Source organism: Lonsdalea britannica (genome assembly GCF_946477055.1).
Taxonomy (GTDB): Bacteria; Pseudomonadota; Gammaproteobacteria; order Enterobacterales; family Enterobacteriaceae; genus Lonsdalea; species Lonsdalea britannica_A.
The window spans coordinates 1-11,107 of sequence record NZ_CAMKXG010000106.1; the positions used below are offsets into that span (position 1 = coordinate 1).

At 55.2% G+C, this 11,107-nt stretch carries 10 protein-coding genes and 1 pseudogene; 3 read left to right on the forward strand and 8 right to left on the reverse strand.

Features of this window, described 5'->3' with window-relative positions; translation table 11 throughout:
- From Q7O77_RS09025 to nfsA, 5 genes and pseudogenes are all read right to left on the reverse strand, one after another.
- Positions 1–496 (reverse strand): annotated as a pseudogene (locus Q7O77_RS09025) (putrescine ABC transporter permease PotH); the annotation flags it as partial.
- An 18-nt stretch (positions 497–514) separates the two neighbouring features.
- Positions 515–1,648, reverse strand: a complete 1,134-nt coding sequence (gene potG, locus Q7O77_RS09030; RefSeq protein ID WP_304165992.1) for a putrescine ABC transporter ATP-binding subunit PotG — start codon at positions 1,646–1,648, stop codon at positions 515–517.
- A 109-nt stretch (positions 1,649–1,757) separates the two neighbouring features.
- Positions 1,758–2,867 (reverse strand): spermidine/putrescine ABC transporter substrate-binding protein PotF, encoded by a 1,110-nt coding sequence (gene potF / locus Q7O77_RS09035; RefSeq protein ID WP_304165995.1) that lies wholly within the window; start codon positions 2,865–2,867, stop codon positions 1,758–1,760.
- A gap of 379 nt (positions 2,868–3,246) precedes the next feature.
- Complete coding sequence (locus tag Q7O77_RS09040) at positions 3,247–3,726, reverse strand: YbjN domain-containing protein (RefSeq protein ID WP_304165998.1); 480 nt, start codon at positions 3,724–3,726, stop codon at positions 3,247–3,249.
- Positions 3,727–4,152: 426 nt separating this feature from the next.
- Positions 4,153–4,875: an oxygen-insensitive NADPH nitroreductase gene (gene nfsA / locus Q7O77_RS09045; RefSeq protein WP_304166001.1), complete on the reverse strand. Its 723-nt coding sequence runs from the start codon at positions 4,873–4,875 to the stop codon at positions 4,153–4,155.
- 271 nt (positions 4,876–5,146) lie between these two features.
- Between nfsA and Q7O77_RS09050 the strand changes: the two genes are divergently transcribed.
- Entirely contained in the window at positions 5,147–5,410 is a 264-nt protein-coding gene (locus Q7O77_RS09050; protein ID WP_026740479.1) for a GrxA family glutaredoxin, read from the forward strand.
- A gap of 121 nt (positions 5,411–5,531) precedes the next feature.
- On the opposite strand, the gene ybjM is transcribed toward Q7O77_RS09050, so the two are convergent.
- Positions 5,532–5,903, reverse strand: a complete 372-nt coding sequence (gene ybjM, locus Q7O77_RS09055) for an inner membrane protein YbjM (protein WP_304166006.1) — start codon at positions 5,901–5,903, stop codon at positions 5,532–5,534.
- Positions 5,904–6,211: 308 nt separating this feature from the next.
- Between ybjM and Q7O77_RS09060 the strand changes: the two genes are divergently transcribed.
- Both Q7O77_RS09060 and deoR read left to right on the forward strand, forming a co-directional pair.
- Positions 6,212–7,900, forward strand: a complete 1,689-nt coding sequence (locus Q7O77_RS09060; RefSeq protein WP_094117489.1) for an aspartate:alanine antiporter — start codon at positions 6,212–6,214, stop codon at positions 7,898–7,900.
- Between the two features lie 542 nt (positions 7,901–8,442).
- Positions 8,443–9,300, forward strand: a complete 858-nt coding sequence (gene deoR, locus Q7O77_RS09065) for a DNA-binding transcriptional repressor DeoR (protein WP_304166008.1) — start codon at positions 8,443–8,445, stop codon at positions 9,298–9,300.
- On the opposite strand, the gene Q7O77_RS09070 is transcribed toward deoR, so the two are convergent.
- Together Q7O77_RS09070 and Q7O77_RS09075 are read right to left on the reverse strand one after the other, a co-directional pair.
- Positions 9,236–10,423 (reverse strand): serine hydrolase, encoded by a 1,188-nt coding sequence (locus tag Q7O77_RS09070; RefSeq protein ID WP_304166013.1) that lies wholly within the window; start codon positions 10,421–10,423, stop codon positions 9,236–9,238. The genes deoR and Q7O77_RS09070 overlap by 65 nt on opposite strands.
- 259 nt (positions 10,424–10,682) lie before the next feature.
- A partial coding sequence (locus Q7O77_RS09075; RefSeq protein WP_304166010.1) for a methionine ABC transporter permease occupies positions 10,683–11,107 on the reverse strand: 425 nt, incomplete at its 5' end.

Sequence of the window (11,107 nt, forward strand, 5' to 3'; positions counted from 1 at the left end):
GAAAGTTGTTCAGGATGCCGTTTTCCTTCAGTATCCCCATCCACGCATAAACCCGGATCAGGAACGACGTCCACGACGGCAGGATCACCAGCAGCAACAGAATATTGCGAGTCGACGGCTTGCTGTGCGCGACCGCCCAGGCTAGCGGATAGCCTAGCAGCAGACACAGTAGCGTCGAAATCGCCGCAACCTGCAACGACTGGAGATAAGCCTCGATGTACAGCGGGTCAGCCAGCAGCTGCAAATAGTTGCCGATGTTCAGCGCGAGGTTCAGCGTTCCATCGGCCCATGTCATCAGGTCCGTATACGGCGGCACCGTCCGCGCCATTTCCGACAGACTGATTTTGAAGACAATCAGGAACGGCAGCATGAACAGACACAGCAGCCAAAAATACGGCAGCGCGATCACCACTTTGTGTCCATGCAGCATCCGCCAGCGCCTGAGCAGGCCGACGGTTTTTCCCGTTGTCTGATGTTGTTCAGATAAGGTCGTCATTGATGTGTGCTCCCCTTGCTACACCGTCAGCACCACACAGCTGTCCGCATCCCAGCACAATTGCACTTCATCACCCCACGTCGGCGCATTTTTGCGATAGCGATAGGCGTTCTGCAACTGAGCGCTGATGATCTGCCCGCTTTGAAGGCGAACGTGGTAAATCGACAAATCGCCCAGATAAGCGATGTGGACGACCTCACCCACCGCGAAGTTGCAGCCGTCTTCCGGCACGTTTTCGCACAGCATGATTTTTTCCGGGCGCAGCGCGATGGACACCGGTACGCCGTCCACGACCGAGACGTCGGAAGCCACTTTGAGCGGATGCACCAGCCCCGGGCTTTGCACGATAAACGCATCGTCCTGACGCTCCTGCAACAGCCCTTCAAACATATTCACCGATCCGATGAACTCCGCGCTGAACCGGGTTGTCGGATTCTCGTAAATCTCTTCCGGCTCGCCGATCTGTACAAACTTGCCGCGGTTCATGATCGCGATACGCCCTGCCATCGTCATCGCTTCTTCCTGATCGTGGGTGACCATGACACACGTCACGCCAACGCGATCCAGAATATCGACGACTTCGAGCTGCATGCGGTCGCGCAGCTTTTTGTCCAGCGCGCCCATCGGTTCATCCAGCAGCAGCAGCTTCGGACGTTTCGAGAGGCTGCGCGCCAATGCGACTCGCTGACGCTGACCGCCGGAAAGCTGATGCGGCTTGCGGTTGGCGAACTCCTGCATATGCACCAGCGACAACATTTCCGCCACGCGATCTTTGATCTCGCCGCGTGACAGCTTGTCCTGCTTGAGGCCAAACGCGATGTTTTTCTCCACGGACATGTGGGGGAACAGCGCATAAGACTGGAACATCATATTGATAGGACGCAGATAGGGCGGCACTAGCGACAGATCCTGGCCGTCCAACATGATTTGCCCCTGCGTCGGGCGTTCGAAACCGGCCAACATACGCAGCAGCGTAGATTTACCGCAGCCAGACGCACCGAGCAGAGCGAAGAGTTCACCCTTGTAGATGGTCAGGCTGACGTCATCGACGGCCAGTTGTCCGTCGTAGGATTTGGTCAGATTGCGGACCTCCAGCAACGGAGTGGCCGCCTTTTGGGTTTTAGGCTGAGGGCGGGAAATCGCTTCGTTCACAAATAATGCTCTCCGGCAGAAGCAAGATACATCACAGTCTCCGGACTGCGACAGATGAAGGGGCAATCAGGCGAACGTCGCCGCCTGATTGCCAAGGTCAGAATGGCCGTTATTTACCGCTTTTGACCTTGGTCCACGAACGGGTGATCACGCGATCGATTTTCGGGGACTGTACTTTTAACGTAAACAGCTTGGCGCGAACGTCGGCCGGCGGGTAAATGCCCGGATTATTTTTGACATCGTCTTTCACCAGCGGCAAGGACGCCTTGTTCGGGTTAGCGTAATAGACATAGTTGGTAACCCCGGCGATCACATCCGGTTTCAGCAGATAGTTGAGGAACGCATAGGCTTCATCCAGATTTTTGGCATCTTTCGGGATCGCCAGCACGTCGAAGAAGGCCAGCGCGCCCTCTTTCGGGATGCTGTAGCCGATATTGATGCCGTTTTTCGCCTCTTTGGCGCGGTTTGACGCCTGCATCACATCCCCAGCCCAGCCAATCGCGACGCAAATATCGCCGTTAGCCAGATCGTTGATGTATTGCGAGGAGTGGAAGTAGCGAATGCTCGGACGCAGCTTCAGCAGCAGGTCGTTGGCGGATTGCGTGTAGTCGCTCTCTTTGGTGCTGTTAGGATCTTTACCCTGATAATTCAGCACGGTGGCATAGATTTCCGCCGGGGCGTCGAGGAAGGAAACACCGCAACTTTTCAGTTTTTCCAGGTTTTCAGGCTTCAGCACCAGATCCCAGCTGTCCACCGGGGCGTCTTTGCCCAGCACCGCTTTGACTTTGTCGACGTTGTAGCCAATACCGGTGGTCGCCCACAGATACGGCACCGCGTATTGATGACCCGGATCGTGAGGTTCGATCAGTTTCATCAACTCAGGATCGAGGTTTTGGTAGTTCGGCAGTCGGCTCTTATCGAGCGGCTGGAAAATTCCCGCGCTCAGTTGGCGCTCCAGGAAGCTGGCAGAAGGCACGACCAGATCGAAGCCGGTGCTGCCTGCCATCAGTTTGCCTTCCAGCAGTTCGTTGGAGTCGAACACGTCATAAACGACTTTGATGCCCGACTCTTTCTGGAAATTCTGCAGCGTGTCCGGCGCGATATAGTCAGACCAGTTGTAGACATGCAGCGTTTTATCTTCCGCCAATGCTGTGGCGGACGCCGCCATCAGCACGCTGGCAACCACACCCGACAACCATTTTTTACGTTGGGTGAACATATCCGTTCATTCCTCCATCTCAGGGGATAATTAGGATTGACTGTGCATCTATCGATAACGCGAGTGTGTCGACCAGGGCAGCATTCGCAATGTGTTTTCATCGACTTGCGTCAGAATTCAGTATAGCGAATGACCGTCGGAACACGGCGGACCGCAGGCATAACTGCCGCTTTAAAGCATAACCGGACTGAACTGGAGGCACCATAGAGGGGGAGTAAAACCGGGGTTTATGAATGATTTAGGGGTATTTGGTTGATACTGCTCGGCCAATGTCGCCTAAATGCCGTGGAATATATGGCAAATAGGCGAAAAAGCTAAAATAAAACTCGGAGGGTCAAAAATAAGAAAATGCGATGGTATTGACTGATTAATAACACGATCAATGAAGGCTGGGCGCGATAGCACGACTAGCAGGACTCTCTTCTTCATCACCGATAAACAGCAGATTGTTTGCACCTGCTTCCATAATCACCATCGACGTTTGTTCTTCGGCCTGCTGCATAAAGTAACGGAACTGCTCCAGACTGATCCCCGCCCCTGCGCTAAAGGTCTGGCAGGCGATCAGCTTCGGCAGGTTGTCGTCCTGAATGTCCAGAAATACCTTGGCCGTCAGAGAACTGGCGTTGGTCTGGCTCAGGTCGCCCACCAGCGGGATCAGTGCCGTCGGCTTCACTTCCGCCAACGCGGAAAACACGATGACCTTATCGACGATATCGACCTTGGCATCAAAAATGCCGTCGAAATTTTGCATATGCGGTAAATGCAGCGCTTCACAGGAGTCACATTCGAAATAAATGATGCCCAGTTGATCCAGCCACCGCCGTAGCACATTCAAATCAGGGACGATGATTGAATCCATATAAACTTGCCTCATTACTTACCCATCAGTGAAAAAAAACACCGGCCCGCCAGACTATCGTGCGCGAATGCCCTCTATCAACGTCCCGCCGGTAGAATCGGCGGCGACAGAACCAGGCCTGCGCATCAGCTTGCGGGAAGTGACGTACAACCACCGGGCAGTCGAACAACAACGACGGCGCAAAACGGGTTGAGCGCTATCGCCTATTCGCTGCCTGACACGGTGCCCGAACGCGAGTCTAGTATATCAAGAGCGACACCGCCGAGTCCCCCTGTTTTTGCCGTTCGCCGGGTCGGCTTCTCGTTGAGCGGTCCTCATTGCCACTGGAAATCGCTTAGTGCGCGACGTTCGCCTGCCTGCCTTGGCGTTTGCGCCCCACAGGCCGTCGGAGAAAAGCGCCCGGATTCAGACCGCACACCGCTCGCGTCAGCGTTTAATCCATCCCTGAGAGTGCAGGTAATTCAACATGAACGGACGTTGCTCTTGCGCCAGCGCTTTTCGGACATGGTCGCTCCAGCTGCCGCTGTGCTTGTTGTCGCCGCGCTGCTGGTAATATTCCGTCAGCTGCTGGTCATACTTCTCCAACACGCTTTTATCCATCGGCGCGTAGGTATTTTCATGGATCACCAGCTCAGCAGGCAGACGCGGTTTTTGACCCGGCTGGGCCGCCGGATAGCCCAGGCACAGGCCGAACAACGGCAGCACCTGCTCAGGCAGTTCCAGCAACGCCGTGACCTCCGCAATATGGTTGCGGATTCCGCCAATGTACACGCCGCCTAACCCGAGTGACTCCGCCGCCACCAGCGCATTCTGCGCCATAATGGCGGTGTCGACGCAGCCCAGCAGCAGCTGCTCCGCCAGCCCCACTTCCGCTTCCGGGAAGATTTGCAGGTGACGATTGAAGTCCGCGCAAAACACCCAGAACTCCGGCGCCTGCGCCACATACGCCTGACCACCGCTCAATGTTACCAGCGCCTGACGAGACGCATTGTCGGTGATGCGAATCAGGGAGACACATTGCAACATGCTGGAGGTCGAGGCGCTTCGGGCGGACTGAAAAATGGCCTGACGTTGGTCATCGGTCAGCGGTTGGTCGGTAAACTGGCGAATGGAGCGGTGATGACAGAGTAAATCGATAGTGGGAGTCACAATGGCGATCCTTACGCGTGATGAAAGTAGCTGACGCGCCAATGGACAGCGATGGGCGCGGCAATCGACAGAGACAATGGCGACAGCGGGCGTCGCTCAGCCCACAATTATAAGACAGCTTGCCCGGCTCACAACGGAGAGCATCGGACTTCTTGGCGGCACTGATAGCCTGAGGGCATCAATACGACAGGCAATGACTGCTTTTTATTGCGTTTTCGTCCGGGCATAGTAAAAGGGTTGGCTAAATTTGAGATTGAATGAAGGAGTGAGCATGTTTGCTGTAATTTTCGGACGTCCTGGTTGCCCTTATTGTGTACGCGCCAAAGAACTGGCGGAAAAACTGACCGCTCAGCGCGATGACTTCAGCTATCGCTACGTTGATATTCAGGAGGAAGGGATCACCAAAGCAGACCTGTCAAAAACCGTCGGTAAACCGGTGGAAACCGTTCCGCAGATTTTCCTGGATGAGCAGCACATCGGCGGCTGCACGGATTTTGAAGCTTATGCGAAAGAACATCTGAATCTGTTCAAGTGACAACGTCACTTAATCGATAATTGATGAGACAGAAGGCGCTTCACGCGCCTTTTTTACGCTCAGGGATCAGTCACCATCGAGACTTCGCTCTCTGCGAGGAAAGAAAAGCCCCCACGTTTCCTCAGCGAAAGAAGTGACGCATCACCGCCCTCAGAAACAGCAGCAGCAATCCACCCAGCAAAGTCCAGAACACCGACACCACGACATACGCCAGATCCTGCCAGAATGACCCGCAAGACGCATGGCCTGCACGCAGCAGCCACAGACAGATGGGAACCGCCGTCAAGGCGCCAATTAGGGTGTAACGCATTCTGTCGCACCCCGTCAGATAGCTGGAGATCATACCCGGTAGCAAAAACAACAACATGCCCGGCTCGCCATTACCGCCCTGTACCGTCGTTACTTTGAACGACATCATTTTCTGACTGAGAAAAACCAGCGTAAACAACACCATACAACTGATTATCCCAATCCAACCTTTATTGTTTGCCATGCTTCGCCTTCTCACTATAAACAGGTGACAATACCTTCCGACCTCGTCATAAAGCACAGGCCACCAATCATGGTATTTCCCTGATGTGCCAAGACGGTGCTCTTGGCGCGTTTTATCTGCATACACAGCTGGTTGTAACGCAAATAAACTTCTAGAATAGCGACCGCCACACCAATCATTACAGACACGGCTGATTCCCTTCATTTCATGCAACTCTGCTGTCGACGCCAGCGTCCTTGTAATGGAGTAAATTTAGCCTAAATTACTTTTATATCAAGAACTTAATAGTAAAAAATAAGTTGCATCCCATGAATATAAACGTCGCTGATTTGTTAAACGGGAATTACATTCTGCTGCTGTTCGTCGTTCTGTGTTTGGGTCTTTGTTTGGGGAAGTTAAGGCTAGGTTCAGTACAACTCGGTAATTCTATTGGAGTTTTAGTGGTCTCATTGTTTCTGGGACAACAACATTTCACCATTAATGCCGAAGCCCTTAGCCTGGGATTCATGCTGTTTATTTTTTGTGTAGGCGTCGAAGCTGGCCCCAACTTCTTTTCAATTTTTTTCCGCGACGGCAAAAACTATCTGATGCTGGCTCTGGTTATGGTCGGCAGCGCGCTAGTACTCGCTCTGATCTTAGGCAAGGTTTTCGGCTGGGGGATCGGACTCACCGCCGGGATGCTGGCGGGATCCATGACCTCAACCCCGGTACTGGTCGGAGCAGGCGATACGCTGAGGAACGCGTTCGGCGCCACGCCCGTGCTCGGCATCGAGCAGGAACACCTGAGTCTGGGCTATGCCCTGACCTACCTCATCGGCTTGGTCAGCCTGATCTTCGGCGCACGCTATCTGCCCAAATTGCAGCATCAGGATCTGCCGACCAGCGCCCAGCAAATCGCACGCGAGCGCGGTTTGGACGCCGACAGCCAGCGTAAGATTTATCTGCCGATTATCCGCGCTTATCGCGTCGGGCCGGAGCTGGTCGCTTGGGCCGATGGCAAAAACCTGCGCGAGCTGGGCATCTACCGTCAGACCGGCTGTTATATCGAACGGATTCGACGTAACGGTATTCTGGCCAGCCCGGATGGCGATGCGGTGCTGCAACTGGGCGACGAAATCTCGCTGGTGGGTTATCCGGATGCGCACGCGCGGCTCAATCCCAACTTCCGCGACGGCAAAGAGGTCTTCGACCGCGATCTGCTGGATATGCGTATCGTCACCGAAGAGATTGTGGTGAAGAACCACAACGCCGTCGGCAAACGCCTCAGCCAGCTTAAACTGACCGACCACGGCTGCTTTCTCAACCGTATTGTTCGTAGCCAGATTGAAATGCCGATTGACGATGGTGTGGTGCTGAACAAAGGGGATGTCTTGCAGGTCAGCGGCGATACCCGACGGGTGAAAAGCATTGCAGACCGGATCGGCTTTATTTCCATCCACAGCCAACTCACCGACCTGCTCGCCTTTTGCGCCTTCTTTATTATCGGCATCATGATTGGACTGATCTCATTCCAGTTCAGCCACTTCTCGTTCGGCGTCGGTAACGCCGCCGGCCTGCTGTTTGCGGGCATCATGCTGGGCTTTCTGCGCGCCAACCACCCGACTTTCGGCTACATCCCTCAGGGGGCGCTGAATATGGTGAAGGAGTTCGGTCTGATGGTCTTCATGGCTGGCGTTGGACTGAGCGCAGGCGGCACGATCAACAGCAGTCTCGGCGCCATTGGTCTGCAAATGCTGCTGTCCGGGCTACTGGTCAGTCTGGTGCCGGTATTTATCTGTTTCCTGTTCGGCGCTTACATTCTGCGTATGAACCGGGCGTTACTGTTCGGAGCGATCATGGGAGCCCGGACCTGCGCCCCGGCGATGGATATCATCAGCGATGCCGCCCGCAGCAATATTCCGGCGCTCGGCTATGCGGGAACTTATGCCATCGCCAATGTTCTCCTTACGCTGGCCGGCTCGCTGATTGTGATTATCTGGCCGGAGCTTCCGCTCTAGCGGGAGATTAACGTACAGAGACAGGCGTCACTCGTCAGGCTCCATGCGGTGGACGAACCTTGTGTTTATCCACCGCACGGAGCATCCAAAACTGCGCTATCGGGGGACGTTTCTATTGAGAAATAGCGACAAGGAATTCCCGTTATACGCTCCCACTTTCCACCGCCAGAGCCTTTTGCATAGGGCACTAATTACCTGCTTTTGTAATTAGTTATACTTATTTAAATGCTTATTCCATTAGTTTATCACCGTCTGTTTGCACCACCGTTAGCTAAACCGCTATATTACTGTCCCGTCTGCCGACTCACCGGCTCAGGCTATTTCCCGCATGAACATGGCTGTTCCTGCTGCTTCAGACTGCGGTTGACCGCACTCTGGCCCGGCACACAGAACACGCTGTGCGCCACCTTCTAGACCTCTGAACTTGGGCCACCTCGCGTTGGCGTCAGCCTATCGCTGTCGATGGGGTCCGTAGTTAACACGGAGGCGGGCACCTTTCGCGCTGCACTTTTTTATTTTGACACTATTTACTGGGGACCATCATGGTAATGCGCCGCATCGAACGGCTGAACACACTGGCTCACGCCTTGAAGAAAACCGACAAAATGCACCTCAAAGAGGCGGCGCTGTTGCTGGGCGTTTCTGAAATGACCGTCAGACGCGACCTGAACAGCGAGGAAACGAGCGTGATGCTGCTGGGCGGCTATGTCGTCAGCGATCCCCGGAGTCACGCTGTCGGCGGTTATCTCGTTGCCGAGCGTGAACAGTGTCAGGTGGAAGAGAAACGCCAAACCGGCGAGCAAGCGGCATTGTTAGTCAAAGCCAACGACATCGTTTTTTTCGACTGCGGCACCACAACCAGTTTCATCATTGAAGCGATCCCGGATGATGTTTGCTTCACTGGCGTCTGCTACTCACTCAATACCTTTATGGCGCTGCAAAATAAGCCGTTGTGTCAGGCTATCTTGCTGGGCGGACTGTTCAACGCAGGCAAAGCTCTGTTCACCCCTATCGGCCACCAGCACGACATGGATCATCTCTGCCCGCACATCGCGTTTATCTCTGCGGAAGGGGTCGATCTTCAGGTAGGTACCACCTGTCTGGATGTCGCCGAACTGGCGATAAAACATCGCGCTTTGTCGGCCAGCCAACGCAATGTGTTGGTCGTCGACCACAGCAAATTCGACAAACGCAGCCCGGCCCGCATCGGCGAACTGACGCTCTTCGATGCGCTGGTCAGCGACCGTTTACCGGCCGCCGACTACATTCACTATTGCGCCAAACAGGGTATTCAGTTACTCACCCCCGATCTGCCGGACATGCCGAGCCTCGCCATTACCCCAGTAGACCACCAAACCACTGATTCAGCTTCATCAGCACCGCATCCCACATGCGGCTGAAGAACCCGGCTTCCTGAACGTCATCCATCGCCACCAGCGGACGCTGTGCGATGGATTTTCCGTCCAGCTGAAAATCGACCGTCCCAACGACCTGCCCTTTTTTCAGCGGTGCCTTCAGCGAGGGTGTGTTGAGCGTGAAGCTGGCTCGCAGATTTTTGCCCTGCCCTTTTGGAATGCTGAGCGCCGCGTCTTCCGCCACGCTCAAGCGTGCCTGTGAACTCTCGCCGAACCACAGACGTTGCGTCGTCAGCACCGTATCGCTGCGCAGAGGCGTGACCGTATCGTAAAATCGGAATCCCCAGGTCAGCAGCTTTTCACTTTCGCGAAAGCGTACGGTATCGGTCGGCGCACCCAGCACAACTGAAATCAGGCGCATCTCGCCTTGCGTGGCGGACGCCACCAGATTATGACCTGCGCCATTGGTATGACCGGTCTTCACTCCGTCTACCGCCAGATTGCTGCTCCACAGCAGGCGGTTGCGGTTCATCTGGCGGATATTGTTGAAGGTGAAAGACTTCTCCTTGTGCAGCGCATATTCATCGGGCACGTCGCGAATCAGCGCCCGGCTCAGCAGCGCCATGTCTCGCGCGGTGCTGTATTGCCCCTCCGCATCCAGACCGTGAACGGTGAGGAAATGCGTGTTGGTCAATCCCAGCGCTTTCACGTACTGATTCATCAGCCCGACAAACGCGTCCTGACTGCCCGCGACATAGTCCGCCAGCGCGATGCTGGCATCGTTGCCGGACTGAATGACGATACCTTTATTCAATTCTGAGACGGCAATCTGATCGCCAGGCTTCAGGAACATCAGCGAGGAACCGCGCAGCGCCGGATTGCCGGTCGCCCAGGCATCTTTTCCGACGGTCACCACATCGGTCGTTTTGATTTTGCCGGCTTTCACCGCCTGCCCGATCACATAGCTGGCCATGATTTTGGTCAGACTGGCGGGATCGAGCCGCTCATCCGCCAGGGATTCGGCCAGCACCTGCCCGCTATGGAAATCCATCAGGATATAGGCTTTGGCGTCTATCTGCGGCGCAGGCGGCGCTTGTTCCGCGACCGCGGGAAATACCGTTACGAAGATCAGGCTGGCGATACCGGCCTGTAAGCGGGGAAAACGCATCATGATTTTCATCGGTTAGCAGCTCTGTCCTTAAGTCGTTAACTACGGAGAGGAACTCTATGCAGACATATTCTGACACACTCAAAAGTAGCCGTTCACGTGCCGTAATAAAACGTCTTAGTGTGTAAAGTTACTCAAACGTGAGGAAAAATCGATCAGAGGAGACAGTGATTGCGGGGAGAATCGAAGAAAAAAGAGAGGATAAGGGGCGCCTATCCCAGCGCCGCGAACGACGATGGGAAAGGCGCGCCCGGTACGATCAGCGTCGCTCGCGCTTATCGGCCCGTTTCGCCAGCCAGTCGCCCAGCGTTTGTACGATCTGCACCAGAATCACCAGCGCAATGACCGTCACCACCATGACCTGCGTTTCGTAGCGGTAGTAGCCAAAGCGGATCGCCAGATCCCCGACACCGCCGCCGCCAACGATGCCCGCCATCGCCGAGTAGCCGATCAGGCTCACCAACGTAATCGTCAGGCCGCGCAGCAGCCCGGAACGCGCTTCCGGCAGCAGCACCGTGCCGATGATACGCATCGGACTCGCGCCAAATGCCTCTGCAGCTTCCACAATACCCGGATCTACTTCCCGCAGCGCGCTATCCACCAGCCGCGCGTAGAACGCGATAGCGGCCACGGACATGGGCACCGAGGCGGCGATGGGGCCGATGGTATTGCCGAGCAGGATCT